This is a genomic window from Caballeronia sp. Sq4a (genome assembly GCF_023170545.1).
Lineage (GTDB): Bacteria > Pseudomonadota > Gammaproteobacteria > Burkholderiales > Burkholderiaceae > Caballeronia.
Genome location: NZ_CP084251.1, coordinates 321,448 through 346,289, shown reverse-complemented (window position 1 = coordinate 346,289; position 24,842 = coordinate 321,448). Strand labels below are relative to the sequence as shown.

The window sequence follows — 24,842 nt, the reverse complement described above, 5'->3', positions numbered from 1 at the left end:
GGGCTGCAGCGACGTGCGGGAGAGCGGTTGACGCGCGTGCTGCCCGCCCCGCTATTCCACTTCCCCGTCGTCGCTGTCCGCGGTCTTCGCATCGCGCTCGTGGCTCATCGCAGCGTTCGCGAGCGTCGCCGCTACGGCCGGCGCTTTTTCCTTCCGCTCGCTATAGCGGTCCGTCAGGTAATCGGAGCGGTCGCGCACGAGCAGCGTGAACTTGTACAACTCCTCCATGACATCCACGACGCGGTCATAGTACGACGACGGCTTCATGCGCCCGTTCGCATCGAATTCCTGATACGCCTTCGCCACCGACGACTGGTTCGGGATCGTCACCATGCGCATCCAGCGGCCGAGCACGCGCAGCGCGTTGACCGCATTGAAGGACTGCGATCCGCCGCAGACCTGCATCACGGCGAGCGTGCGGCCCTGCGTCGGACGAACGCCGCCGAGTTCGAGCGGCAGCCAGTCGATCTGATTCTTGAACACGGCGGTCAGCGTGCCGTGGCGCTCGGGACTGCACCAGACTTGTCCCTCCGACCACTCCGACAGCTTGCGAAGCTCGACGACCTTCGGATGATCGGCCGGAACGCTGTCGGCGATCGGCAGGTCATGCGGATCGAAGACCTTCGTTTCGGCGCCGAAGTGCCGGAGAATGCGTTCGGCTTCGAGCGTCAACAAGCGGCTGTACGACGTGGGACGCAGCGAGCCATAGAGCAGCAGGATGCGCGGCGCGTGCGTCGAGACGGCGCGCGGCGCGAGCTTGTCGAGGTCCGGCGTGTCGAGTAAGGGCAGTGTGACGTTGGGCAAGTCGGAAGGCATCAGCGGGGGCTCTGGCCGTTGGTTAGCGTCGCTCATCGATTGTTGTCCTCAGCCTGAGCGCGCATCATAACAGCGCTGCCTCGGCTGACGACGCCTACGACGAACACCACGACCGGCACTTCGCCAGCGCAGCGCCGGACTCAGAGCCGAAGAGGCTTACCCCCGCCGAGGTAAGCCGCGCTCAGGCCTTATTGCTGCGAAGCGGACGCCATGCCCATACGTTCACTTCGCGCCCAGCAGATGCGGAAGGAACTGCGGGATATGCGGAAAGAAGATGATCAGCAGAAGGTCGACGACCAGCGCGAAGATAAACGGGAGAATCGCGCGCGTCGCCTTCTCCACCGACACGCCGCCTATGGACGCCGCCGTAAACAGGCAGAAACCGATCGGCGGCAGATTGATGCCGATGGCCGAGTTGATGAGCACGATCACGCCGAACACGATCGGATCGATATGCATCTGCACGACGAGCGGCAAGAATACCGGAATCACGACCGCGATGCTCGAAATGGTTTCAAGCACGGTATGCGCCGCGATGAGGAACAGGTTGATCAGGATCAGCAGCACGATGGCGCTCGTGGTGATCGCGAGGAAACTGTTCGCCACGTGCAGCGGAATCTGCGCTTCGATCAGATATCGCCCGAGCACGAACGCAAGTCCGAGGAGAAAAGATACGCGCGTGGTGTTCACCGACGTGCGCACCAGTATGTCCTTGAAATGCGAGAGCTTGAGCGTACGGAAAATGAACGCGCTCACCAACGTCACATAGACCGCTGCGACGACGCCCGCCTCGACCGGCGTGAAAATGCCACCGAGGATGCCGCCCAGAATGATGACCGGCGTGAGCAGCGCCCAGAATGCCTCGCGGAACGTCGTCCAGAGCTTCCGCGCATCGAACGGCTCGACCGCGCTGTAGTCGTTCTTAACGGCCGTCACGTAATTGACGATCATGAACGACGCGACCACGAGCAGCATCGGCAAGATGCCCGCGATGAACATGGTGCCCACCGAAACGTTCGCCGTGTACGCATAGACCAGCATGCTCATCGACACGGGCGACAGCAGCCCGAGCGATCCCGCCGCCGATTGCAGCGCCACCGCGAATGCACGGTTATAGCCCTTCTTGACCATGCCGGGAATCATCACGGAGCCGATCGCGGCAGTGTCCGCCGTCGCCGAGCCGGACAAGTCCGCGAAGAACATGCTCGCGACGATCGTCACCTGACCGATGCCGCCGCGCATGAAGCCCACGAGCGCTTGCGAGAACTCGATGATGCGCTTCGACACGCCACCCGCGTCCATGATCGCACCCGTCAACATGAAGAACGGTATGGCGAGCAGGCCCACGTTGTTGAGGTTCGAGAACAGTTGCTGCGGAATGACGAGCAGCGGCGTGCCGTTGATCGACAGCGCAATGGTCGCCGCTATGCCGATGCAGATGGCCACCGGCACGCCCAACCCCAGTAGCCCTGCTCCAAAAGCGATTGCCCACATGATGTTTATCCTAGAGATGTTCGGACACGCCTTCGATCAGCGCGGCATCGGTCTGCGCCTGTGGCGCGAGATGCGAGACGACGATGCGCACGAGCGAGTGAAACGCGAGCAGCGCGCCGCACACGGGGATCGAAAGATACGGATACACCATCGAAATCGGAATGGACGCGGCGGTTTCGGTGCCCATCAGCGCGAGCATGTCGGTGCCGTACAGCACGAACACCGCGCCGAGCGCGAGAATCGCGCAGTCCGTGAAGTCCTTGAGCAGCGGCGCGATGGCAGCAGGCATGCGGTCCGCCAGCACGCGCACTTCCGGATGCGCGCGCAACTTCACGCCGGCTGCGGCGCCCAGACACGTCAGCCACACGAACAGATAAGCCGACACTTCGTCCGACCACGACAGTGAATCGTGCAGCACGAAGCGAAAGAACACCCCGAGTCCGGCCACGATCACCGCCGCGAGCAGCAGGCAGCTACAGACAAACAGATTGATCTTGAGCACGATGTCGTCGACGAACATCAAGCCGCGAGCGAGCTTTTCCATGCGTGTCACCTCCGATGCCGGGTTGGAACCACGGCCGTCGTTCGCATCGTTCATTTCGACGCGACCGCCGACGCTTGCTTGGCCGTATTGATTTCCTGATACAGCGCCGGGCCGTCCGGAATCTTCGCGATCAGTTCTTCGCGCGCAGACTTCGTCGCTTGTGCCCACGGTGCCGTATCGACGGTCGTGACCTGAATGCCCTTCGACTTCATCGCGGCGATAGCGGCGTCATATTCGCGCTTGTATTCCTTCAAGTCGTAGTCGGCCGCGATCTTCGCAGACTCCTGAAACGCCTTTTGGTCCGCGGGCGAGAGCTTGTCCCATGACGCCTTGCTCATCGCCAGCACAACGGGCAGATAGTTCACGTGCGTCACATAGAAATGCTTGGCGACATCCGAGAACTTGTCTTGTACGAACTGTTCGGGCGAAGTGTCGGCGCCATCGACGAGACCCTGCGAAAGTGCGAGGAACAACTGGTTGTAGGCGAGCGGTGTCGGATTGGCGCCGAGCGCCTTGTAGCCCGCGATATAGCCGGGGCTCTGCATCACGCGCACCTTGAGGTCCTTCATGTCCGCAAGCGAATTGACGGGGCGCTTGGTGGTGAACAGATTGCGTTCGCCCACCGCGAGCCACGTGAGGCCGATCATGTTCACGGGCTTCATCATGTCGAGATACTTGCGGCCGACCGGACCTTGCAGCACGGCGTTCGCTTCGTCCATGCTGGAGAAGAGGTACGGCATGTCGAATATCTGCCACTGCTTGATCGTGTTGTCGATGGGCGCCTGCGCGGAAATCATCAGGTCTTGCGTACCGGTGCGCAACGCCTGCGTCATCTGTACTTCGCCGCCCAACTGCGATTGCGGGAACAGCTGTATTTCGACATGCCCATGCGTGCGCGCCGCGACTTCCTTGGCGAACACCTGCGCCGTGAGTTGATAGTGATTGTCGGGCGCAAGCGTGTGGCCCAGTTTCATCACGACCTTGTCTTGCGCGATAGCGCCCGTCGATGCAGATACGCACACTGCGGCAAGCACCGCGCTCATCGCCACGCGCAGCATGCTCTGCGCTCTGGAAAGCGAACTCATGTTGTCTCCTTGCTCGATATGGACACCGCCTTGCCCCATGCCTCGCATCGGCAGATTGCCGTCTTGCGACGTGCTTGTAGGCCAGCGGGTTGACGCAAGTATTTGTGATCGCAGCGATGGTGCGTTAGGACCAGTTTTCGAATTTCTTGGACTTTTTTACGGTGCTGTCCTGCGTGATCCCGCGCGCTGCAAAAAAGTCCAAAAGATTGCGCGAACCGTCCTACCGGTCGCAGGCGGGCTCTCATTAAAGTGGGTTCCACGCTAAAGGCACGGTGTCAGAACGCATCGCACCGTATTCACGCAACCGACCACGACCCATCACGACATGGCCAAACGTCCTCATATGGATTGCTATGCAATCGGCGACACAGCCGATTTTGCGAAAACCGTTTCGGAATACGACATCTACGGCTTTGCCGGCATCGTCGGCGACTTTTACGCCGTGCATCTGAACGAGGAATATGCGAAAGGCACGCGCTTCGAGCGGCGCATCGCGCAAGGCTGCTTGTCGGTCGGGTTTCTCTCGACCGTCATGGGCCATATGGCGCAAAAGGCGCCTAGCCCCGGCGCGGTGTCGTATCGCTATGACATCACGTTCAATGCACCCGTATTCATTGGCGATACCGTGACTGCTCGTCTGACGCTCGAAGAGAAGGACGAGGAACGCAACGTCTGCGTGTTCGCTGCCGATGTGACGCGCCAGGACGGCGTCGTCGTGGCCTCCGGCAAGACCTATCTCAAAGTGCTGTGAAACCATGCAGAAAAGCCCGCTTCCCGTCCTTTCCACGCAGCACGGCAGCCTGCGTCTTTTGACACTCAACCGCGCCGACAAGCTCAACGCATTCACGCCCGAGATGCTGGAGTCGCTTTCTGCCAGCATCCAAGAAGCCCTCGCCGACGAAGCGACGCGCGTTATCGCGATCACAGGCAGCGGCGGCAAAGCCTTCGCCGCGGGCAACGATATCGAGCGCCTCGTCTCTCTCGATGGCGTCGCCGCCTATCGCGACATGGTGGCCGGCCAGCGCACCCTTCTGCGCCTGCACGATTGCGCGAAGCCGACCATCGCGATGGTCAACGGCTATGCGCTCGGCGGCGGCTTCGAACTGGCGCTTGCGTGCGACTTCATCGTAGCCTCGACGAACGCGAGCTTCGCGTTCCCGGAAATCACGCTCAACACGATGCCCGGCTGGGGCGGCACGCAACTCGCGGTTGCCAAGATGGGGCTCGCGTGCGCCAAACGCTTCGTCATGAGCGGCAGGCGCTTCTCCGCGCAGGAATGCGAGGCGTTCGGCTTCATTCACGGGCTCGCGGCTCCTGACGATCTCTTCGATGCCGTGCAGTCCTTGGCCGCGACGCTCGCATCCTACGATCCGTTCGCAATCGAAATGTCCAAACGGGCCCTGAACCGCGCGAACGAGTTGCCCTTGTCGGCGGGGCTCGATTTCGAAGCCGCGCAATACGCGGTGAACTTTTCGAGCGAAGGCGCGCGGGCTGGGCTGCGGCAATTCCTGGAACGCCAGTCCGCGCGACGCACGGCCCGAACCCACCTTGCACCGGTCACGCCATGACGACAACGCTCAATCAACCTCACTGGCTCGGCGAACAGCACACGATGATTCGCGAAGCCGTGCGACGCTTCGCGGAAAACGAAGTCGCACCGCAATCGGAATCGCTATGGGAGCACGAGGCGTTTCCGTATGCGCTCTGGCGACATGCATGCGAACTCGGCTTCACCGGTTTGCCGTATCCGGACGCGTTCGGCGGCGGCGGTGGCGACTGGCTCTCCTTCGTGATCGTGCTCGAAGAACTCGCCCGCGTGGATTGCGCCGTCGCCAATGCGCTGATGGCGAATTCGACGGTCGCGAGCCTGCTGAACAACTACGGCACGACCGAACAGAAAGCCCGCTATTTGCGGCCCATTCTCGACGGCACGCAGATCGGTTCCATCGGTCTTTCCGAGCCGGACGCAGGTTCCGATGCGGCGAACATCGGCACGCGGGCGGTCTTCGACGGCGAGCAGTGGATCATCGACGGGGCGAAGACCTTCATCAGCAATTCGGGCACGGAGATAGGCGGGCCGACGGTGATCGCGGCCGCGACGGGCACGCGACCCGACGGCCGCAAGGAGATTTCCAATTTCATCGTGCCTCAGGGGACGCCGGGCTTCAGCAAGGGACGTAAGCTGCGCAAGATCGGCTGGCGCGCATCCATCACGCATGAACTGTTCTTCGACCGCTGCGCCATTCCGGCGAATCAGCTTCTAGGCGAACGCGGCGCGGGGCTGCGTCAGACATTGGCGCAGATTAGCACCGGGCGCATTCTCATCGGCGCGCTTGCACTCGGCATCTTGCAAGGGTCGCTGGAACGTTCGATGGTGTACATGAAAGAGCGGCGCGCGTTCGGGCGCGCCATCGCCGAGTTTCAGGGCCTTCAATTCAAGGTTGCCGACATGGCCACCGATGCCCATGCCGCACGTCTCATGCTCTACGACGCCGCCACGCTCAAGGATGCGGGCTTACCGTTCGACGCGCAGGCTTCGCAGGCCAAGCTCTTTGCCACCGAACACGCAATGAAGGCCGCGCATCAGGCGGTGCAGATTCATGGCGGATACGGCGTGATGGCCGAGTTCGCGGTGGCCCGCGCATTCGGCGATGCCAAGGTGCTAGAGATCGTGGAAGGCACATCGGAAATACAACGCATGATCATCGCGCGCACGCTGCTCGCGTGAACGCGCTTCCGAACCGAGGGGAACGTTATGCTGGAAGGCATCAAGGTACTGAGCTTCACGCACTTCTTGCAAGGGCCCGCCGCCGTGCAGATGCTGGCCGACGTGGGTGCAGATGTCATCAAGATCGAGCCGCCGGGCGGCGCGTTCGAACGCGGCTGGACCGGCGCGGATGCCTTCGTCGAAGGCGTGAGCGTGTTCTTTCTGCTCGGCAACCGCAATCAACGGAGCATCTCGCTCGATCTACGGGAGGAATCCGCACGCGAGATCGTATGGCGTCTGATCCGCGAAGCGGATGTGCTCATCGAAAACTATCGGCCCGGCGTGCTGGACAAGATGGGCTTCGGCTACGCACAGGTGCATGAGGTCAATCCTCGCCTCGTCTACTGCTCATGCACGGGATATGGTTCGTCCGGCCCGTATCTGAAGCGTCCGGGGCAGGACTTGCTGCTTCAGGCGATGAGCGGCATGACCATGCTCTCCGGCGATGCCGAGTCGCCACCGACGCCGGTCGGCTCGGCGATCGTCGATCAGCATGCCGCCGCGCTGGCCGCATTCGGCGTGGTGGCCGCGTTGCAGGCGCGCGAGCGTACCGGCGTGGGCACGCGAGTGGAGAGTAATCTGCTCAACGCCGCGCTTGATCTGCAGATCGAGCCCTTCACGTACTACATGAACAAGGGGCCGCTCTGGGCGCGCACGCATCCGCCGACCGGCAGCCGGTTTCATCCGGCGCCCTATGGCGTGTACCAGACGCGCGACGGCTACATCGCGATGTCGCTCACGCCTGTACAGAAACTCGCGGGCGCGTTGGCGTGTCCCGCCCTTGCGGAGTTCACGCATCCGAAGGATAACGTCCGGCGCCGCGAGGAAATCAATGGCCTTGTCTACGACACGCTCAAGACGCGCACTACGGCAGAGTGGATGCATACCTTCGAGGAACACGACATCTGGTTCGCGCCCGTCAACGACTACGAACAGGTCGAGCACGACCCGCAGGTTCTGCATAATCAGATGATCGTATCGTTCGAGCATGAGCAGGCGGGGCCCGTGCGCGTGCTCGCGCATCCTGTCCGCTATGACGGCGAGACGCCGCCCTTGCGCCGTCATCCGCCGAAACAGGGACAACATACCCGCGAAGTGCTCGCGGAACTGGGTTACACACCGCAAGAGATCGACGCCTATGTCGAGGGCGGTATTGCGTTGACATCGAGGAGAGAAGCATGAGCGCACAACCGAACAACTGGCCGGCGCTCCTGCGCTTCGAGGATGTCGACATCGGCCGCACGCAGGTGATCGTGCATACGGTGACAGAAGCTGAAGTGAACGCATTCGGACGTCTGTCCGGCGACCTGAACCCGCTGCACATGGAAGATGCGTTCGCCGAGTGCTCGCCCTTCGGACGGCGCGTGGTGCATGGGCTTCTGACGGCGGCGCTCGTGTCCGCGGCTCATACGGAACTCACGGGCCCAGGCTTCGCTTATGTCGGGCAGGAACTGCGCTTTCTCGGACCGGTTTATATCGGCGACACGGTGACGATCAACGTGTGCGTCGTCGAGAAGAAGCCGGCAAAGCGTATCCTCGTTATGGATACGACCGTTCGAAACCAGCAAGGACGTGTCGTGCTGAGCGGGCTATCCGCGCTGAAAGAACTGCGCTTCGACCAGGCGTTGATGGCCCGCAATCTCGCCGCATGACCTCCGCACCGCGCCTTGCATGGTGTGCATGCCAGTAACGTCGACGGTCACTGCACCGCTACACTTCGTGCAGTGGCCCGCGATTCTCGGGCAGGCTGGCAGGCGCGAGACATAGCGCCGCCAACAGGGAGGAGACAGTTGGATACCGCTTGTTGTTGTCACGTTCCGGTCATCAGGATCGAGGACTACGAATACGGCGCGCACGTCAAGACGCCGGACTTTCACCTCGCGCCAATCGAGGCGCTGAAATCGACGCTCGTCTATCCGCATCGCCACGACTTCTATCACGTGATGTGGGTAATCGCCGGCAGTGGCTCGCACGTGATCGATTCCGTGCGCTACGAAGTCCGTCCCAATACGCTGTACTTCATGACGCCGGGGCAGATTCACGATCTGGATCTCTCCGCGGATACGCTCGGTTATTCGATCAGCTTCTCGTCCGAGTTCTTCGCGTTTCGCGTACAGAACCGCCACACCGAAACCGAGGTACCTGTCTACAACTTCGAACAGCTCGGGGCGTGCCTGCATCTGAATGATGCGCAGGTCCGCGAACTCTCGCGCGTGATGGACGGAATCCGCGAAGAGTACCGCGATGAGCAAGTCGGCTACACCGACGCGATATGGGCCTGGCTGCATGTGTTCCTGATCAAGGTGGCGCGCATGTGCGACGCCGCCGCCATGCGCGACGCCGCCGCCTCGCGCAGCGTGTTGCTCTCGCGCCGCTTCAAGAGTTTGCTAGAGAAGCATTTTCGTTCGGTGAACGAAGCGTCCGACTATGCGCGCCTTCTGAACGTGACCGAACGGGCTCTCAACGAGGCAACGCGGCAAGCACTAGGGAGCACCGCGCCCAAACTCATTCGGGAACGCGTGATGCTCGAGGCCAAGCGTTTGCTGCTTCATTCCGAAGTGAATGTGGCAGAGATCGCCTCCATGCTGTCTTTCGACGATCCTGCCTATTTCAGCCGCTGTTTTCGCAAGCACACAGGCCGCTCACCGATAGACTACCGGCGCAGCCTCGACAAGCTGCATATCTGATTCGTCATGCGCCGCCTGAGTGCGGAAATGTCCAACAGTTCACGCGTTTCATCCTAACGTCATCGCGCAGGCTCTTTTTAGAATCATCCTGCGCATGACGAACTCAAGGAGACACCGTGTCGAACGCAAAGAATCCGATGGCGCTATCCGAAGAACAGATCAGGCTGTTTCGCGAAACGCTAGATAAGACTGCAAAGAAAGTGGCCGCCGACGAACTCACGTTCGGCGTCGAATTTCCGCAAGTCACCGGTCCCGACGGCCAATGGGTGCGTCTGCCCGCCTCGCTTTCCGCCGGCTATGACGGTGACGCGTGGAGCCACGGCAACTGGTTCTGCGGCTTCTGGGTCGGGCTTCTGCTGACGTCGTATCTGCATACCGGCGAGGCGCGGTTCCTTGAATGGGCGCGTGCCCGGATGCTGCTGGTCGGGCAGCGAGCGCAAGACCCGAATACGCACGACATCGGCTTCATTTTCGATAGCAGCGCCGTGCCGGGGCATCACATCACCGGTGACGAATGGTTCGCGGACTTGGCGCTCGAAGCCGCCGACAAGCTGCGCGCGCGCCTCGTGACGACTCGCGACGGCGCTTATCTCGCGTCATGGGGACCGCTGTCGGATCCGCGTGGCCGAAGCGCATCCGCAATCGACACAATGGCGAATTTGTCGCTGCTCTACTGGGCCGCGAATCATGCCGACGACGGCAGCTACCGGCAAGCGGCCGATGCGCACGCCGAGATGACTGCGCGCGCCTTCGTGCGCGATGACGACTCGACATACCACGCCGTCGAATACGACGTGGAAAGCGGCACCCGCAAACGCGGCTATACGTTTCAGGGCGCGTTCGACGAATCCGCGTGGAGCCGTGGTCAGGCATGGGCGATTTACGGTTACGTCAACTCTGCGCGCGAAACCGGCAAGCGCAAGTACCTGGATCTCGCAGAACGTCTCGCCGACTACTATCTGCGTCGCCTGGAAGGGCGTCAGGTGCCGCCGTGGGACTTCGACGCCAAAGGCCGCGATGCCGAAATCAAGGATACGGCGGCCGCTGCGGTGGTCGCATCGGCGTTGCTGGAAATGGCGCGTCTGCATCCGGATACGCAGGTCGGCGCAAAGTGGCATCGCCACGGCACCGCGATGCTCGAAGCATTATGTCGCGAAGAATTCACGAAGGACGGCCAACACGGCTTGCTACACAACTCGTGCTATTCGAAGCCTCATAACATCGGCGTGGATGGCGCGACCATGTTTGGCGATTTCTTCTTCGTGGAGGCGCTCTGCCGTGCCGTGCATCCGGGTAAGCTGCGGTCGCTCGGTGACGCGCGCATTCCGCTCGCTTGAGCTTCACGCGCTTCGCTTCAGAAGGCCGGCATGAAGCTGAGCGCGTACGCATCGAAGACGATCAGTCGAGCATGCATCATCACACGGCCTTGTTCCCACGACGTGTACACGGCTTTGCATACGCTGAACCAGTGTTAGTAACAACAAGGCTCTTGCAACTTGCTTGCGTCACTCCGCAATACGCCTAAAGCTCGCGTAATAATCGTCGGTGTAATAACACTCGCTGGTCTGTCTGCGCGCGCCGCCGCATACGATGCGGCGCTGCCCGCGATCCGTCGAACCCGGCGTGCGGACAGTGTAAGTGTGGTAATACCCGCGAGGCTGCTGGGGCAGCAATGCGGCGCTATTGCGAAACACCACGCCGTCGTCGCGATACGGGAACGGGCCGCCCGCCTTGATCAGACGCAGCGTGTCGGCAGCTTCGCCCGGCAGTTGCGCCCGGCCGACAGATGGCAACGCACCGCGCTCTTGCGCGCCCGATGCGGCCGCTATGCCGCTCGCCGCGCTGGCCTGTGCCGGCGCCTGACTCGCGGCCGCGCCCGGCTCCTGACTGGCGTTCTGGGAGCCGCTCTTGTTGCATCCGCCCAGCACCGCGCTCAAGGCGAACAAGCAGGGGTAGATCCATGCGCACTTGACCAAGCCGTTGTCTCCGGTTGACTTGCATTCGACCATCGCGAACGGTTCAAGCATATCGCTAGTGGCGAGGGGCATCAATGCGAGGCGCGGATTTGTTTCGACGCTCATCGTCCTGCGGAATCGTCGCGGCATACGAAGAAATTCGCGATACGCTGGCACAATCGACGAGACTACAAAGGAGCGAGACGATGCTGTCGAAACAAACCACTTACGAAGCCGCGGTCGATAGCTTTCGCTGGGCCATTCCCGAGCATTACAACATCGGCGTGGACGTCTGCGACAAGTGGGCAGCCTCCCGTCCCGACGACGCCGCGTTGATCCACGAACATCGCGACGGTAGCATCGAACGGATGACCTTCGCGGAGTTGCGAAGCCAGAGCAATCGGGCCGCGAACTGCTTTCGGGCGCATGGCATCGTGCAAGGCAGTAGGGTCGCGATCCTGATCGCGCAATCGCCGCAGACGGCCATCGCGCATATCGCCGCGTTCAAACTCGGCGCGATCTCGGTGCCGCTCTTTGCGCTCTTCGGCGAGGAAGCGCTCGAGTTCCGCCTGCGCGACAGCGGAGCCAGCGTGCTCGTGACCGATGCCGCGGGCGCGCGAAAGATCGCAGGCATCCGTGACCGGTTGCCCGCGCTGCGCACGGTCTTCGTGACAGGCGCGCAGCCCGAAGCGGGCGGCGCAGTCGAGAACTTCGACACCGCGCTCGCCGCGCAGATCGACACGTTCGAGCCTGTGGCGACAAGAGCCGATGACCCCGCCGTCATCATTTATACGTCCGGCACCACCGGCAAGCCGAAGGGCGCGTTGCATGCGCAGCGCGTGCTGCTCGGCCATTTGCCGGGCGTGGAGATGTCGCATGGCGGGTCGATCAGCCAGACCGACACGTTCTGGACGCCCGCGGACTGGGCATGGATCGGCGGCCTGCTCGATGTTCTGCTGCCCGCGCTGCACCACGGCGCGACCGTTGTCTCTCATCGCTTCGACAAGTTCAGTGCAAGCGCGGCGTTCGATTTGATGAGCCGTCACAACGTGACGCACGTGTTCCTGCCGCCGACGGCGCTCAAGATGCTGCGCACCGAAAAGTCGCCGCGCGAGCGATGGAATCTGCGGCTGCGCTCCGTCGCAAGCGGGGGCGAATCCTTAGGCACCGAGCTTCTGACCTGGGGCCGCGAAGCACTCGGCATCACCATCAACGAGTTCTACGGTCAGACCGAATGCAACATGGTCGTGTCCTCATGCGGCAACTGGTTTCCGGCCCGGCCCGGCGCAATCGGACGCGCGGCGCCGGGGCACGACGTGCGCGTGGTGAACGACCAAGGCGTCGTGCAGCCGGTCGATGACATCGGCAACATCGCGATCAGGGCGCCGGACCCCGTCATGTTTCTGGGCTACTGGAACAATCCTGCGGCGACAGCCGAGAAGTTCGCGGGCGATTACCTGCTCACGGGCGATCTGGGCCGCATGGACAGCGACGGCTTCATCCACTACGTGGGCCGCAACGACGACGTCATCACGAGCGCGGGGTATCGCATCGGGCCGGGACCGATCGAAGATTGCCTGCTGGGGCATCCCGCCGTTCGGCTCGTGGCGGTCGTCGGCGTGCCGGATGCCGACCGGACCGAGATCGTCAAAGCGTGCGTCGTCCTCAGCGACGGCTTCTCACCCAGCGACGAACTGACTCGCGAACTGCAGGACCATGTGCGCACGCGTCTCGCGGCGCACGAATATCCGCGCTTGATCGAATATCGTGAATCGCTCCCGATGACGTCGACCGGAAAGCTCATCCGGCGTGAGTTGAGAAGCAGCTAGCGGTTGACGCGACGAGGACGGCACGATGCATCGGCGTCGGCGCTCCGCTAAGCGCGCCGCTTGCCGCGCGCAGCCGCCTTGGCTTGCGGCGAAAGCCAGGCCGGTTCCGCGAGATGCGCAGCCAGAAAATCGGCCAGCGCCGTCACTCGCGCCGGACGCGCCCGCGCCGATGGCGTGACGAAGTACAGCCCGCCTCGGGTCAGGTGCCAGTCGGTCAGAATCGCTTCCAGCCGCCCGTCGGCGAGGTATTCTCCCGCGATGAACTCGGGCAGTTCCGCAATGGCGAGTCCATCGAGCAAAGTGGGCAGTAGCGCATCTGAATTCGTGACGCGCAACGGGCCGACGGGCGTCACCGGTTCCTCGTCGCCCGCGTCATTCACGAAGCGCCAGACTTCGGTGCCCGCGCGGTAGGCATACGAGAGGCACGGCCGGCCGATCAGCTCGCGCGGATGCGTCGGCCGGCCGAATCGTTCGAGATATTCCGGCGAAGCGACGAGCAACTGCGAGACCGCGCACAGCCGCCTCGCCACGAGCGAGGAATCGGGCAACGCGGCGATTCTGAGCGCCGCATCGAAGCCCTGCGCGACGATATCGACCGTCGCATCCGACAAATGCAGGTCCAGCGATATGTCCGGAAAGGCGCGCAGAAACGTGGGCAGCAACGGCGCGATCCAGCGCACGCCGAACGACATGGGCACGGCCACGCGAATGAGCCCGCGCGGCTGCACCGACATCTCTCTCGCGGCGTTCTCGGCCTCCTCGGCTTGCCGATAAATGTCGCCGGCCTTCTCCGCGATGGTGCCGCCGAATTCCGTCAGCGCGAGCTGGCGCGACGTTCGATTGAAAAGTCGCGCGCCGAGCCGCTCCTCCAGCCTCGCCACGCCGCGCGAGACCGTCGCGACGGACACGCCCATCGTCCGCGCCGCCGCCGCGAACGAGCCCTCCTCGGCCACCTTCGCGAACATCGCCAGCCCTTCGAAATCGGGGAGCTTCGTCATTTCATTCCTGCAATGATGGTTTGCAGGCCAGTCTATTTCGAAACGACGCGGGCGTCGATATTCTCCTCACATCGTTCAACGTAAATGGATAGGGAAAAAATCATGGCACGCAAGCTCGAAGGCAAGATCGCTCTCGTTACCGGTGCAACCAGCGGCATCGGCCTCGCCACCGCCAAACGCTTCGCCGCCGAAGGCGCTCACGTCTATATCACCGGCCGCCGTCAGGCCGAGCTCGACGCGGCAGTGGCTTCGATCGACAACGCCACGGGCGTTCGCGTCGATTCGTCGAAGCTGGACCAACTCGACGCGCTGTATGAGCAGATTCGCGGCGAAAAAGGCCGGCTCGACGTCCTGTTCGCCAACGCAGGCGGCGGCTCGATGGTGCCGCTCCGCGAGATCACCGAGGAGCACTATCAGGACACGTTCGACCGCAATGTGAAGGGCACGCTCTTCACGGTGCAAAAGGCGCTGCCGTTGTTGTCGAAAGGCGCATCGGTGATTCTGACCGGCTCGACCGCAGGCAGCGAAGGCACGGCGGCATTCAGCGTGTATTCGGCGTCGAAGGCGGCGATCCGCAACTTCGCCCGCAGCTGGATTCTCGACCTGAAGGACCGCGGCATCCGCGTGAACACCATCAGCCCCGGCGCGACGAAGACGCCCGGCCTCGTCGAGCTCGCGGGCCCGGATGCCACGCAGCAGCAAGGCTTGCTGGACTATCTGGCGTCGCGCATCCCGATGGGCCGCGTCGGCGATCCGAACGAAATCGCTGCGGCTGCGCTCTTCCTCGCGTCGGACGATTCGAGCTTCGTCAACGGCGCCGAACTCTTCGTCGATGGCGGACAGGCGCAAGTGTGAGTGTGAGTGTGAGCGGGCGCGACGGCGCCGCCGTCGCGCTTCGCTCTCCACGATCCGCTATCACTTCTCCAGCGCGTGAAGCAGCCGCGTCAGGTTTTGCGGCTGAATGCGTATGATCCCGCCACGAGGACTGTCGATGTCGGCAATCAACGTGAGGGACAAGGAAATGGTCACGGGAAGAATCGTCATGAGCAGCACCGTGCGGCGCTTGCCTTTCGCGCCGTAGCCCTGAACGGCGCATCCGAGGAGCGCGATCAGGATCATCAGGACCCATACGCCTAGCGGAATATGATTGATTCTGGCGGCTTCCGAATAGTCTTGCGAGTTGAGCGCGTCGTTCATGCCCGCCACCACGAGCGACCCGATAGGCGTCGGCTGAGCCTTCGCCACCTGCGCTGCCAATTGCCACAACTCGGACTGAACCGCCGCCGTTTCGGCATCGAGGCGGCTTCGCGCGTCCCGGTCACGCGTCTGGAATTCGGTCAGGCGCAAGCGTGCATAACGGATTAATGCAGCCTTCATCATGGCGCCGATATGCGGATCGGCCAAATCGGCCCGCACGTATTCAGTGCCGATCGCATTCGCCTCGGCTTCTTCGAGCGTCTTTCGCTGGTCATAGCGGCTGACCGCCATCGACATGCTAAAACCGATCAGCAAGGCCAATAGAGTGAGCGTCGCTCCCTGTACGACATTGAAATCATCGCGTTCATCATCGCGCAGCGGCGCAATGCGGCGAAGAACGAATACACCTAACGCGATCGAGACGATAAATACGGCCAGCAAAACGACAAAGAGTATTGCGGGGTGATCGACGAGCGACGCCATGCAATCTCTCCGTTCGGTCTTTATCCTGTCACTCGACATCGCGTGAAGACCGCGATGCGCCGGCTCATAGGCTCGCTTGCCTCATTTCGCTTGAAAGCTAGTTATAGGCGTGAATTCGCGTGCATGCCAGAAGACGCTCGCGGAGAACGGCGCCCTTTTTATGGTTTGGAATTTGCGTATCGCGAACAGCGCGCGATGCTTGCGGCGCTGCCGAAACGGCGGCGTTGATCAGCGTCTAAAGACGAACGACCGCATCGCCTGATGAACGGACAAACGCCGGCATCGCCTCGGGCAATCTGGCGACACCGGCGCATGGACGCTAATGCCACTTCGCGTTCTTATGACGCCTGCGGCCGACCGCGTCCCATAGCTTCCTGGCTTGTTTCTGCACGGAGCCTGAATGATCCTCGTGATGAGGCTCCGCGTCTCCGGCGTGGCCGACCGTGACGCCCCGCCTGGCGCGCCTGAACAGTTCGACGAATTTCATCGCGACCTCCTTTTGCGGTAAAGACACCGCAAATAAAGTGTACTCGGCTGCGAATGGCTTTGAAATGCGTGAACACGCGGTATCGGCCGACCGTGACTTTAAGTCAAAAAGAGCGATGCGCTACTATCACGCGTGGCGCATGACGTTGCGCCTCACGCTCGCGCATGCAGCGCCCGATGCTGTCCTTTCACGAACGCCCGTACACATTCAGGGGAAGCCAGTCGATGCGACGTGTCGTCTTCAATCAAAAGGGTGGCGTAGGCAAGTCCACTATCGTCTGTAATCTGGCGGCCATCAGCGCGTCGCGCGGTTTGCGCACGCTCGTCGTCGATCTGGATCCGCAAGGCAACGCGAGTCAGTATCTGCTCGGCGCCGCGGCGCACGACGCGCATCCGAACCTCGCGAGCTTCTTCGAATCGGCGCTGAGTTACAGCTTTCGCGAGCCCGCGTTCGACTCGTTCATCCATGCCACGCCATTCGCGAATCTGGATATCGTGCCGTCGCATCCCAGCCTCGACACGCTGCAAAGCAAGCTGGAATCGCGCTACAAAATCTACAAGCTGCGTGACGCGCTAAAGGGTCTCTCGAATTACGACGCCGTTTATATCGACACGCCGCCCGCGCTCAATTTCTTCACGCGCTCGGCGCTGATTGCAGTCGAACGCTGTCTCGTTCCGTTCGATTGCGACGACTTCTCGCGTCGCGCGCTGTATTCGGTGCTGGAGAACGTGCAGGAAATCCGCCACGACCACAATCCCGATCTGAAGGTCGAAGGCATCGTCATCAACCAGTTTCAGCCGCGCGCCAGTCTGCCGCAAAAGCTCGTCGATGAACTGCGCGCCGAAGATCTGCCCGTGCTCGCGTCGCACATTTCGTCGTCGGTGAAGATTCGCGAGAGCCATCAGCACGCGCGTCCGATGATCTATCTCGAACCGCGCCACAAGCTCGCGCAGGAATACGTCGCGCTGCACGACGAACTGAACGGCTGACGCAAGACGCCAGCACCCGCCGGCAGCCGGCCGCTCACGCCGTATGCGGCACCGCGCCGGCGGCTTGCGCGGCGACCGATCCTGCATTCCCTTCCGCACCGCTTCCCACGATAGAGAGCCCGAAAACCTGCTCGGGCGCGACGGGCTTGCTCAACAGATAGCCCTGCACGAAGTCGCATTGCGCGTCGCGCAGCAGCCGCAACTGCGGCGGATACTCCACGCCCTCGGCCGTCGCGGTCAGGCCGAGCGCATGCGAAAGCTGAATGATGCCGCGCACGATCTTGTGAATCGCGAAGTCGCTCTCCAGCCGCGCGATGAACGAGCGGTCGATCTTGAGCGTATCGGGCGAGAAATCCGCGAGGTAACGCAAGCTCGAATAGCCGGTTCCGAAATCGTCGATGGCGATGCGCACGCCCAGTTCCTTCAGCGCCCGCAGCGTGCGTTGCGCGAGCTCGGGATTCTCCATCAAAGCGCTCTCGGTCAGTTCGAGTTGAAGACTCGACGCCGGCAGCCCATGCCGTCGCAGCGCGGTATTGACGACATCCACGATCGCCGCGTCGCGCAACTGACGCGCGGACACGTTGACCGACACGCCGAGCCCCTGCGCGCCGCTCTGGCGCCACTGCGCAAGCTGCCGCAACGCCTCGTCCATCACCCACGCGCCGACCTCGTTGATAAAGCCGCTTTCTTCGAGGATCGGAATGAACACGTCGGGCGGCACGAGCCCGTGCGCGGGATGCCGCCAGCGGATCAGCGCCTCGACGCTGCACATTTCGAGCGAATGCGGCTGATAAATCGGCTGGTAATGCAGCACGAACTGCTTGGCGGCGAGCGCAGCGGGCACGTCGCGCTCCAGCCTGAAATCGACGATCCGCCCCGTCGCGACCTGATCGGCAAAGCGGAAACCGTTGCGCCCGGCTTTCTTGGCCGCATACATCGCAATGTCGGCGCTCGTCAGCAGCGTTTCGTGGTCCGCGCCGTTCTCCGGGAACACCGAAATGCCGATGGATGCCGTGACGAAGGTGCCCGCGGGCGTCGGCTCGCCCGTTTGACGCAACGCGCCGAGAATGCTTTTCGCGATGCCGGCGAGATGATCCTTGTCCTGCGCGTCGTCGATCAGCACGGCGAACTCATCGCCGCCCAGCCGCGCGAGGAAAGCGCCCGCTGGCAACGACGCCTGAATGTCCTCGCTCAGCGATTTGAGCAGCCGGTCGGCCGCCGTATGACCGAGCGTATCGTTGAGCACCTTGAAGCGGTCGAGATCCACGAACATCAACGCGAACGTCGTGTCCTGCCGGCAGCGTTCCTCGATGCCGCGCACCAGCGCGCCGCGGTTGGCGAACCCGGTGAGCGAATCGGTGTAGGCGAGCCGGTCCAGTTCGACGAGCCGTTCCTGCTCCGCGGTCACGTCCTCCGTCACGCCGATCACGCGCGCGACGTTTCCGGCGGCGTCGAGAATCGGGTAGGCGGTGCTCTGCACCCAGCGGATCTCGCCCCCGTTCGCGCGAATGCGGTACTGCGTGCGTCCACCGACCGACGTCTCGGCGATCCGCTGCATCGCCGCCTGAACGATCGGCCGGTCCTCGGGCAGCACGACGTCCATCCAGGCTTCCGGGCGCTCGCGCAACGTCGACGCCGAGAGGCCGAACACGGACGCGCAGCCCGCGCTGATGTGATGGAAATAGCTGAAGTCCGCGCTGTACGAGTAGAAACAGAGCCCGATATGCGCTTCCATTTCGGACATGAGAGCTTCTTTCGCCCGCAGGTCAGCGGCGAGTTCGGCTTCCTTCGTCACGTCGAGCGACGCGCACAGCACGCCGTAGATGCCGCCGCCGCTCTTTTCGACCGGTATGAGCCGCGATTGCCAGACCTTCGGCTCGCCGGCGGTCGTCGGGCACGTTCCCGTGAACGATGTCCGCGATCCTTGCAGCGCGCCGTCGAAGGCGTCGCGCGCGGCGATTGCCTCGCTGCCGCTCCAGAAGTCGAGCCAATCGGCGCCCGCGAGTTGATCGGGGCCGGCCGCGCGCATGAGTTCGGCGCCGTACTCGGAGATGCGAAGCAGTCGGCCATTCGTGTCGAGCAGCTTCAGACATTCGCGATTGGCATCGAGCAGCGCCTTGACGAGCGCCACAGTCGCGTCATGGCGCGCGGTCGTACCGAGCGCGCGGCGCAACGCAAGCGTGCCGACGACGACGGCGGCCACCGCGCCGACGCACATCGCGGCGAGCGGCGAAACGGACGCAAGCGCCATATGCACGAGCGCATACGCGCCCACGGCCGCAAGGAGAGGCGCGACGGCGTCACGCCAGGAGACGCCCGCGTGCTTCGCGCAGGCATGCAGGAAGAACGACAGGAAACCCTGGTTCTGCGCGGAACCTTGGTTCGTTCGCGGCGCGCCGGTGGAGCCAGGGGCAGTTTGATGAGACATTGGCGTCACGAAGCGAGGGCGTGAATGTACGAGCGGCTGACGAGGCCGCGATAGAGAGGACTTAGCTCTTGTTTACGTCTGGCCGCGAAAATGCTTTAGCGCGGTGCGCCGCGCTCGTTCACGGCGCGAGAAGAATTCGAAGCGCCGGGCTTGTGCATCGCGGCGAGGGTCTCTATAATGCGCGGCTTCACAGGCTCGTAGCTCAGCTGGTTAGAGCACCACCTTGACATGGTGGGGGTCGTTGGTTCGAGTCCAATCGAGCCTACCAACGCATCTGCATCAAACGAAAACGCCGCGTTCATCGCGGCGTTTTTGTTTTCTCGCTTCGTTCGGCCATTCTGCCGTCGGTCGGAACGCTAGTCCCACATGTTCCGGAACGCCACCGCGGCGATCACGGGCACCGTGAGCACGAGCGGAATCGCGAAGTACGGCACTTCCAGATCCACCGTCCAGCTATAAACCAGCCAGCCGACGCCGAGCACGAGCGTGGCAATCCCGACCAATGCAGACAGCACATTGAGCGATCGCTTTGACAGGCGCCTGCGAGGCGCTTCCTTACTCGAAGTCGGTTCCATGATTCACAGGCTGCTATGCGCGCGAGGCGGGTACTTCTGATTTTATACCGTCCACAGACGCGCGGCGGTGGCATGGAACGGCCTCGAAGCGATCGAGCCGGGACGAAGCTTGTCCGCCGCAACGGACATCAAGAAGCGACCGACTGACCGCGCCCTGCCCGCGCGTTGGCTGCGGCCGAATGCCGGCGCGCCGCGCGCTTGCGCATCCAGATGATGAGGCCCGTGGCGCTCAACACCGCCACCGCGATCCCGACCGCGCTGATCGCGATGCGTCCCGCGACGCCGATGATGCGCCCCGAATGCAGCGGAAACTGCGCCTGCATGAAGATGTCGCCTGCAGAGCCGCGCCCCGGTATCGACGAGCCCGCGAGCGTGCCCGTGTGGCCGTTGTAGTAGAGCCAGGCATTGCCGAGCCCGCCGTCGCCGTGGTCCTGTCCCGGCGCGAAGAAGCCGACGCCGTACGCTTCGAGCGTCGGCACGTAGTACAGCGCGCCCATCGGCGCGGCGATGCGCTCGCGCTTCGCATCGCTCGCGGCGGCGGCCAGAATCTGCTCGCGCGTCGCGGGGGCACGTCCCGCCGGACCCGCGCGCACGAGCGCGGCGTTCTCGGTGAACGACGGCGAGAGCGTCGAGAACAGCGAGACCACCGGACGAACGACCGGATCGCTCAGATTCATCGAAACGGACGTCAGCGCCACCATCACTAGCAGTGCCCAGATCCACACGCCGCCGGAGCGATGCAGGTCGAACGTGAGCGCGTATCCGCCGCGCCTGAAACGAAACGCGAGCGACTTGCGCCACGCCTTCACGCTCGGAAACGACAGCACGAGCGCAATGCCGCTATCGAAGAACCACACGATGCCGACGATGCCGAGCAGCCACGTTCCGATATCGAAGCCGCCCACGACCGGCAAATGCAGCGTGTAGTGCAGCTTGTAGAGGAACGGCATCAGGTCGATGCGCGCCAGCGACACCGCGCCCCACATCCGGCGCCCTTGCACCGCGCCCGTCGCGGGATCGACGGCGATCTGATTGAAGTCGGTCGCAAACGGCGCAGCGGTCGACGGATTCGTGCGCGGCACGACCATCAGTTGCGCCGTGCGGCCCGGCTCGACGCCGAGCGGCAGATACGTCACCTGGATGCGCGGATCGGCGGCCTCGACGCGCCGCGCCAGTTCGAGCGGCGCAAGCGGCGCGGCCCGGCTCTGCGCATGGAAGAAGGCGGGGTTGAGCCAAGCGTCGATTTCGTGATCCCACGCGATGATGGCGCCGGTTAACCCCGAGACGAACAGAAACAGCGCGGTCGCGACGCCGAACCAGCGATGCAGCCGCACGAGCACGCGCCTCATGCGGACGGCGCCTCGATAACGGATGAGCGTGCGGCTTCGGGCATGGATCGCGCGTGCGTAAATAGGAATTGTTCGCAATTGTAGCGGCGATGCGATGGCCGGGCAAGCCTTCAACGTCACGACAGCGCATGACATTCCGCGACACAAGTTGCGCGTGGTTTTTAACGAGGCCGATCGCTACAGTGCGCACATGCCTAACCACCCACGGCGGAAACCATGGAAGCGATCGGAAAGTTATCGGTGTATGTGCTCGTCATCGTTCTTGCGGCGTCGATGATCGAAGCAGTCTGGCTCAGCCGCAAACATAAGGGCACCGACAAGGCGTTCGCCTGGCACGAGGTGTGGATCTCGCTCGCGGATCTGGTCGGCCGCAAGCTGCTCGCCTTCGTGCCGCTGTCGCTCGCCACGCCGTTCTTCGCGTTCGCGTGGCAGCACCGCATTCACACGGTCACGAGCAATACGCCGCTGACCGTCTTCCTGCTCTTTATCGGCATGGAGTTCTGTTACTACTGGTATCACCGCGCGTCGCACACGGTGCGCTTTTTCTGGGCGACGCATGCGGTCCATCATTCGCCGAACCAGTTGACGCTTTCATCGGCGTATCGGCTCGGCTGGACGTCGAAGATCACCGGCGCGGCGCTGTTTTTCACGCCGCTCGTGTGGTTCGGACTCAAGCCGGAAGTGGTCCTCGCCGCGCTGTCGATCAACCTGCTTTACCAGTTCTGGCTGCACGCCACCTGGATCCCGAAGCTCGGCTGGCTGGAATACGTGTTCAACACGCCGTCTGCGCACCGCGTGCACCATGCATCGAACGCGGCGTATCTCGATGCGAACTTCGGAGGCGTGCTGGTCATCTTCGACCGGCTGTTCGGCACGTATGTCGAAGAACGCGCCGATGAGCCGTGCCGCTACGGTCTCACGACGCCCACCACGTCGCGCAATCCGGTCGTCGTTCAGATGGAGCACTGGGTGAGCCTCGCGAAAGACGTGTTTCACGCGAAGAGCGTGTCTCACGCGATCGGCTTTCTGCTTCGCCCGCCCGGCTGGCGTCCCGACGGCGAAGGGGAAACGACCGAAGCATTGCAGAAGCGCGCGAGAAACGCCGGCAAAGCGATGGAGGCATCCTGATTCCGCGACGCTGTAGAAGCACGAAGGCGAACCCACGGTGCGCCTTCATGCTTCGTGCAATCAGAACGTGACGGTCTGATTGATGACTTGCTGGCCGTTCACCGTGATGACGGACGTGGCCGTGCCGGTCTGCGTGCTGGTGCCGCCGGACGGCAGCGTCGAGCCGCCGGCCGGGCAGGTTGCGCCGCTGCCGCCGGTGGTTTTTGCGGCGCCGCCGGCAAGCTGTGCGCGAGCGAGTGCGTCGCGGTCGATTGTGTACATGTTGGCTATCCTCTTTCGATTGAGATGCACCGGTCACCGTGCGCAGGACGCGAGAGATTTCGCGTATGCCGATTGCGCGGAGCCGGTGCTTGTCATCATATGTCGGTCGAGGTCTTGCGCGCTTCGTCAAAGGTCCTAATTATATTTTCCGAAAGGCATCCATTGGTCGAGCAAACACTCGTATGGCCGCAATGGCTGACTTGAGGCATCTGCCTTGCTCCTGCCTGTCAGCGCACTCAACCAAGGAACTATCGCCATGAAACTCTTGCCGCCAAAATGGCCGATGCTCCCGGCACTCGCCTGCCTGCTCGCGGGCTGCGCCGCCAGCGGGCCGCCGACTAACGCCACGCACTTAAGTCCGACGCAATGCCGCGACCTCGCCGCGCTCCGGAGCAATGCGCCTCCGACCCGCCAGCGCAACGCAAGCGAACTGACGGCGTTGAGGCAAGCGGGCTACGACCCGTCGAGATGGTACGACCCGTACTATCCGGAGGATCTGCAAGCGGCGCAGCGTCAGGTGGATATCTGGTTCCGGGCGGACTGCCTTAGGAACCCGCAGCAAGCCGAGTGACCTGCATCCCGCGATGGCCGAACGCAAGCGCACAGCCGCCGCGATCACCCGGCTGGCGCATGCCCGAGCGAATCGGGGTCCAGCACGAGTTGACGCAGCGGCGCGAGGCGCTTCTCGGCTTCGTCGGCCTGCTCGCGATACGCGGCGGCGTCGAGCGCGGAGCCGGCCCGTTCAGCGAGATCGGCCATCTGGCGCAGCAGCATGATTCTCTCTTCGATGGCGCGCAGCGTGGTCCATAAGCCGCCGTCGATGGCCTCGTCGATTTCCGCGATCAGCGTCTGGATCGAGAACGCGTGGCCCGTGTGGCATCTGAACCGGACAATCGGCCCTTCTTCTATCTGCATGAGCACGCCGTTGCAGTCCGGACATGTGTATCGCGAAATGTTGCCGAGCTTCATGAAACTCGCCTCCCCGCCATCTCCGGTCTCCGAAATTTTGTTCTCGATGGCAGCGTACGCGCGCGCGGACACGCGATGCGTCGGGCTGCCAGCGGGCGTGACCGCCGTACTCAGGATCTTGTCCGCCAGTGCGTCGAGGTCGCCGACGAAATCCACCTCGACGTGCGCGATCGCGCTCTCCGGCATCGACGGATGGTCGGCTGTCAGCGGGTCCTGCACGAACGCCAGTCCGCCGTGGTCCTTGACCGCCCAGAGCCCGGCGGTGCCGTCGTCGAGCGCGCCGGTCAGTATCACGCCGATCACGCGCTCGCCGTATGTCACCGCCGCCGAGCGGAACAGCACGTCCACGGCCGGGCGCGCGCGACATTCCTTCGGGCCGCGCGTGATTCGCACGCCCTCTTTCGAGAGCATGAGATGCCGGTCCGTGGTCGCGACGAAGACGGTGCCGTGCGCGAGAGGCGCGTTGTCGGTCGCCGCGACAACCCGTAGGTTCGTCGTGCGCGCCAGAATGGTGTGCAGCGCGCTCGGTCCGTAGGGCAACAGATGCATGACGATGAGGAGCGTCGCCGGCAACTGTGCCGGCAGACGGGCGAGCAGTCCGCCGAGCGCGGGCACGCCGCCCGCGGACGCCCCGATGACCACGATGTCCCGCTGAATTCGCGCGTCCATTGTTGTCCCCTGTGACAGGATCGGCGGCCGTCGCGGTTGCGACAAGACGTCGACCATTACGTCCATTGGGTACAGTCTACGCGCTTACGCCGCGCGGCCCGCATCCCGCGCGGCAGCCGCTCGCCCAGCGCT

24 protein-coding genes and 1 tRNA gene are annotated in these 24,842 nt (G+C 63.1%); 13 read left to right on the top strand and 12 right to left on the bottom strand.

Going from position 1 to position 24,842, the window contains the following annotated elements; all coding sequences use genetic code 11:
* Positions 1 to 51: 51 nt before the first annotated feature.
* The 4 genes from arsH to LDZ24_RS15475 form a co-directional block, all read right to left on the bottom strand.
* Positions 52 to 816: an arsenical resistance protein ArsH gene (gene arsH, locus LDZ24_RS15490; protein WP_248323314.1), complete on the bottom strand. Its 765-nt coding sequence runs from the start codon at positions 814 to 816 to the stop codon at positions 52 to 54.
* Between the two features lie 222 nt (positions 817 to 1,038).
* Entirely contained in the window at positions 1,039 to 2,310 is a 1,272-nt protein-coding gene (locus LDZ24_RS15485) for a TRAP transporter large permease (RefSeq protein WP_248323096.1), read from the bottom strand.
* A 10-nt stretch (positions 2,311 to 2,320) separates the two neighbouring features.
* Positions 2,321 to 2,854 carry a TRAP transporter small permease gene (locus LDZ24_RS15480; protein WP_248323095.1) on the bottom strand — a complete coding sequence of 178 codons (534 nt, stop codon included), beginning with the start codon at positions 2,852 to 2,854 and terminating at the stop codon, positions 2,321 to 2,323.
* Between the two features lie 50 nt (positions 2,855 to 2,904).
* Positions 2,905 to 3,939: a TRAP transporter substrate-binding protein gene (locus LDZ24_RS15475; RefSeq protein WP_248323094.1), complete on the bottom strand. Its 1,035-nt coding sequence runs from the start codon at positions 3,937 to 3,939 to the stop codon at positions 2,905 to 2,907.
* Positions 3,940 to 4,264: 325 nt separating this feature from the next.
* Here LDZ24_RS15475 and LDZ24_RS15470 point away from each other — a divergent pair, with 325 nt between their 5' ends.
* The 7 genes from LDZ24_RS15470 (at position 4,265) to LDZ24_RS15440 (ending at position 10,730) form a co-directional block, all read left to right on the top strand.
* A complete protein-coding gene (locus LDZ24_RS15470; RefSeq protein ID WP_248323093.1) occupies positions 4,265 to 4,690 on the top strand; it encodes a MaoC family dehydratase in 426 nt (141 codons plus the stop codon).
* A gap of 4 nt (positions 4,691 to 4,694) precedes the next feature.
* On the top strand, positions 4,695 to 5,507 hold the full coding sequence (locus LDZ24_RS15465) for an enoyl-CoA hydratase/isomerase family protein (protein ID WP_248323092.1): 813 nt from the start codon (positions 4,695 to 4,697) through the stop codon (positions 5,505 to 5,507).
* Entirely contained in the window at positions 5,504 to 6,667 is a 1,164-nt protein-coding gene (locus LDZ24_RS15460) for an acyl-CoA dehydrogenase family protein (RefSeq protein ID WP_248323091.1), read from the top strand. Before LDZ24_RS15465 ends, LDZ24_RS15460 begins: the two co-directional genes overlap by 4 nt.
* 27 nt (positions 6,668 to 6,694) lie before the next feature.
* On the top strand, positions 6,695 to 7,888 hold the full coding sequence (locus LDZ24_RS15455; protein ID WP_248323090.1) for a CaiB/BaiF CoA-transferase family protein: 1,194 nt from the start codon (positions 6,695 to 6,697) through the stop codon (positions 7,886 to 7,888).
* On the top strand, positions 7,885 to 8,358 hold the full coding sequence (locus LDZ24_RS15450) for a MaoC family dehydratase (protein WP_248323089.1): 474 nt from the start codon (positions 7,885 to 7,887) through the stop codon (positions 8,356 to 8,358). Before LDZ24_RS15455 ends, LDZ24_RS15450 begins: the two co-directional genes overlap by 4 nt.
* 138 nt (positions 8,359 to 8,496) lie before the next feature.
* Positions 8,497 to 9,393 (top strand): helix-turn-helix domain-containing protein, encoded by an 897-nt coding sequence (locus LDZ24_RS15445; RefSeq protein WP_248323088.1) that lies wholly within the window; start codon positions 8,497 to 8,499, stop codon positions 9,391 to 9,393.
* Positions 9,394 to 9,509: 116 nt separating this feature from the next.
* Entirely contained in the window at positions 9,510 to 10,730 is a 1,221-nt protein-coding gene (locus LDZ24_RS15440) for a glycoside hydrolase family 88 protein (RefSeq protein ID WP_248323087.1), read from the top strand.
* Between the two features lie 168 nt (positions 10,731 to 10,898).
* Here the strand turns inward: LDZ24_RS15440 and LDZ24_RS15435 are convergent, their stop codons facing one another.
* On the bottom strand, positions 10,899 to 11,402 hold the full coding sequence (locus LDZ24_RS15435) for a ribonuclease (protein WP_248323313.1): 504 nt from the start codon (positions 11,400 to 11,402) through the stop codon (positions 10,899 to 10,901).
* A gap of 152 nt (positions 11,403 to 11,554) precedes the next feature.
* Here LDZ24_RS15435 and LDZ24_RS15430 point away from each other — a divergent pair, with 152 nt between their 5' ends.
* Positions 11,555 to 13,177 carry an acyl-CoA synthetase gene (locus LDZ24_RS15430; RefSeq protein ID WP_248323086.1) on the top strand — a complete coding sequence of 541 codons (1,623 nt, stop codon included), beginning with the start codon at positions 11,555 to 11,557 and terminating at the stop codon, positions 13,175 to 13,177.
* Between the two features lie 47 nt (positions 13,178 to 13,224).
* Here LDZ24_RS15430 and LDZ24_RS15425 read toward each other — a convergent pair whose 3' ends face one another.
* Positions 13,225 to 14,175, bottom strand: coding sequence for a LysR family transcriptional regulator (locus LDZ24_RS15425; protein ID WP_248323085.1), 951 nt, complete (start codon positions 14,173 to 14,175; stop codon positions 13,225 to 13,227).
* A gap of 102 nt (positions 14,176 to 14,277) precedes the next feature.
* Here LDZ24_RS15425 and LDZ24_RS15420 point away from each other — a divergent pair, with 102 nt between their 5' ends.
* Complete coding sequence (locus tag LDZ24_RS15420; protein ID WP_248323084.1) at positions 14,278 to 15,030, top strand: SDR family NAD(P)-dependent oxidoreductase; 753 nt, start codon at positions 14,278 to 14,280, stop codon at positions 15,028 to 15,030.
* 60 nt (positions 15,031 to 15,090) lie between these two features.
* On the opposite strand, the gene LDZ24_RS15415 is transcribed toward LDZ24_RS15420, so the two are convergent.
* Complete coding sequence (locus LDZ24_RS15415; RefSeq protein ID WP_248323083.1) at positions 15,091 to 15,855, bottom strand: hypothetical protein; 765 nt, start codon at positions 15,853 to 15,855, stop codon at positions 15,091 to 15,093.
* 711 nt (positions 15,856 to 16,566) lie between these two features.
* Here LDZ24_RS15415 and LDZ24_RS15410 point away from each other — a divergent pair.
* Positions 16,567 to 17,331: a ParA family protein gene (locus tag LDZ24_RS15410; RefSeq protein WP_248323082.1), complete on the top strand. Its 765-nt coding sequence runs from the start codon at positions 16,567 to 16,569 to the stop codon at positions 17,329 to 17,331.
* Positions 17,332 to 17,365: 34 nt separating this feature from the next.
* Here LDZ24_RS15410 and LDZ24_RS15405 read toward each other — a convergent pair whose 3' ends face one another.
* Positions 17,366 to 19,759, bottom strand: a complete 2,394-nt coding sequence (locus tag LDZ24_RS15405; RefSeq protein WP_248323081.1) for a bifunctional diguanylate cyclase/phosphodiesterase — start codon at positions 19,757 to 19,759, stop codon at positions 17,366 to 17,368.
* Positions 19,760 to 19,950: 191 nt separating this feature from the next.
* Here LDZ24_RS15405 and LDZ24_RS15400 point away from each other — a divergent pair.
* Positions 19,951 to 20,027 (top strand) — tRNA-Val (locus tag LDZ24_RS15400).
* 88 nt (positions 20,028 to 20,115) lie between these two features.
* Here the strand turns inward: LDZ24_RS15400 and LDZ24_RS15395 are convergent.
* Entirely contained in the window at positions 20,116 to 20,274 is a 159-nt protein-coding gene (locus LDZ24_RS15395; protein WP_347879160.1) for a hypothetical protein, read from the bottom strand.
* A 188-nt stretch (positions 20,275 to 20,462) separates the two neighbouring features.
* Positions 20,463 to 21,683 carry a PepSY domain-containing protein gene (locus LDZ24_RS15390; RefSeq protein ID WP_248323080.1) on the bottom strand — a complete coding sequence of 407 codons (1,221 nt, stop codon included), beginning with the start codon at positions 21,681 to 21,683 and terminating at the stop codon, positions 20,463 to 20,465.
* A 216-nt stretch (positions 21,684 to 21,899) separates the two neighbouring features.
* Between LDZ24_RS15390 and LDZ24_RS15385 the strand changes: the two genes are divergently transcribed.
* On the top strand, positions 21,900 to 22,811 hold the full coding sequence (locus tag LDZ24_RS15385) for a sterol desaturase family protein (RefSeq protein ID WP_248323079.1): 912 nt from the start codon (positions 21,900 to 21,902) through the stop codon (positions 22,809 to 22,811).
* Between the two features lie 60 nt (positions 22,812 to 22,871).
* Here the strand turns inward: LDZ24_RS15385 and LDZ24_RS15380 are convergent, their stop codons facing one another.
* Positions 22,872 to 23,072, bottom strand: coding sequence for a hypothetical protein (locus tag LDZ24_RS15380; protein WP_248323078.1), 201 nt, complete (start codon positions 23,070 to 23,072; stop codon positions 22,872 to 22,874).
* A 256-nt stretch (positions 23,073 to 23,328) separates the two neighbouring features.
* Between LDZ24_RS15380 and LDZ24_RS15375 the strand changes: the two genes are divergently transcribed.
* Positions 23,329 to 23,643, top strand: a complete 315-nt coding sequence (locus tag LDZ24_RS15375; RefSeq protein ID WP_248323077.1) for a DUF4148 domain-containing protein — start codon at positions 23,329 to 23,331, stop codon at positions 23,641 to 23,643.
* 44 nt (positions 23,644 to 23,687) lie between these two features.
* Here the strand turns inward: LDZ24_RS15375 and LDZ24_RS15370 are convergent, their stop codons facing one another.
* Entirely contained in the window at positions 23,688 to 24,710 is a 1,023-nt protein-coding gene (locus LDZ24_RS15370; protein WP_248323076.1) for a chemotaxis protein CheB, read from the bottom strand.
* Positions 24,711 to 24,842 lie beyond the last annotated feature (132 nt).

Coding starts and splice junctions, on each gene's coding strand:
- arsH (WP_248323314.1), bottom strand. CDS start 816: ATGCCTTCCGACTTGCCCAACGTCACACTGCCCTTACTCGACACGCCG.
- LDZ24_RS15485 (WP_248323096.1), bottom strand. CDS start 2,310: ATGTGGGCAATCGCTTTTGGAGCAGGGCTACTGGGGTTGGGCGTGCCG.
- LDZ24_RS15480 (WP_248323095.1), bottom strand. CDS start 2,854: ATGGAAAAGCTCGCTCGCGGCTTGATGTTCGTCGACGACATCGTGCTC.
- LDZ24_RS15475 (WP_248323094.1), bottom strand. CDS start 3,939: ATGAGTTCGCTTTCCAGAGCGCAGAGCATGCTGCGCGTGGCGATGAGC.
- LDZ24_RS15470 (WP_248323093.1), top strand. CDS start 4,265: ATGGCCAAACGTCCTCATATGGATTGCTATGCAATCGGCGACACAGCC.
- LDZ24_RS15465 (WP_248323092.1), top strand. CDS start 4,695: ATGCAGAAAAGCCCGCTTCCCGTCCTTTCCACGCAGCACGGCAGCCTG.
- LDZ24_RS15460 (WP_248323091.1), top strand. CDS start 5,504: ATGACGACAACGCTCAATCAACCTCACTGGCTCGGCGAACAGCACACG.
- LDZ24_RS15455 (WP_248323090.1), top strand. CDS start 6,695: ATGCTGGAAGGCATCAAGGTACTGAGCTTCACGCACTTCTTGCAAGGG.
- LDZ24_RS15450 (WP_248323089.1), top strand. CDS start 7,885: ATGAGCGCACAACCGAACAACTGGCCGGCGCTCCTGCGCTTCGAGGAT.
- LDZ24_RS15435 (WP_248323313.1), bottom strand. CDS start 11,402: ATGGTCGAATGCAAGTCAACCGGAGACAACGGCTTGGTCAAGTGCGCA.
- LDZ24_RS15430 (WP_248323086.1), top strand. CDS start 11,555: ATGCTGTCGAAACAAACCACTTACGAAGCCGCGGTCGATAGCTTTCGC.
- LDZ24_RS15425 (WP_248323085.1), bottom strand. CDS start 14,175: ATGACGAAGCTCCCCGATTTCGAAGGGCTGGCGATGTTCGCGAAGGTG.
- LDZ24_RS15420 (WP_248323084.1), top strand. CDS start 14,278: ATGGCACGCAAGCTCGAAGGCAAGATCGCTCTCGTTACCGGTGCAACC.
- LDZ24_RS15415 (WP_248323083.1), bottom strand. CDS start 15,855: ATGGCGTCGCTCGTCGATCACCCCGCAATACTCTTTGTCGTTTTGCTG.
- LDZ24_RS15410 (WP_248323082.1), top strand. CDS start 16,567: ATGCGACGTGTCGTCTTCAATCAAAAGGGTGGCGTAGGCAAGTCCACT.
- LDZ24_RS15405 (WP_248323081.1), bottom strand. CDS start 19,759: ATGTCTCATCAAACTGCCCCTGGCTCCACCGGCGCGCCGCGAACGAAC.
- LDZ24_RS15390 (WP_248323080.1), bottom strand. CDS start 21,683: ATGAGGCGCGTGCTCGTGCGGCTGCATCGCTGGTTCGGCGTCGCGACC.
- LDZ24_RS15385 (WP_248323079.1), top strand. CDS start 21,900: ATGGAAGCGATCGGAAAGTTATCGGTGTATGTGCTCGTCATCGTTCTT.
- LDZ24_RS15380 (WP_248323078.1), bottom strand. CDS start 23,072: ATGTACACAATCGACCGCGACGCACTCGCTCGCGCACAGCTTGCCGGC.
- LDZ24_RS15375 (WP_248323077.1), top strand. CDS start 23,329: ATGAAACTCTTGCCGCCAAAATGGCCGATGCTCCCGGCACTCGCCTGC.
- LDZ24_RS15370 (WP_248323076.1), bottom strand. CDS start 24,710: ATGGACGCGCGAATTCAGCGGGACATCGTGGTCATCGGGGCGTCCGCG.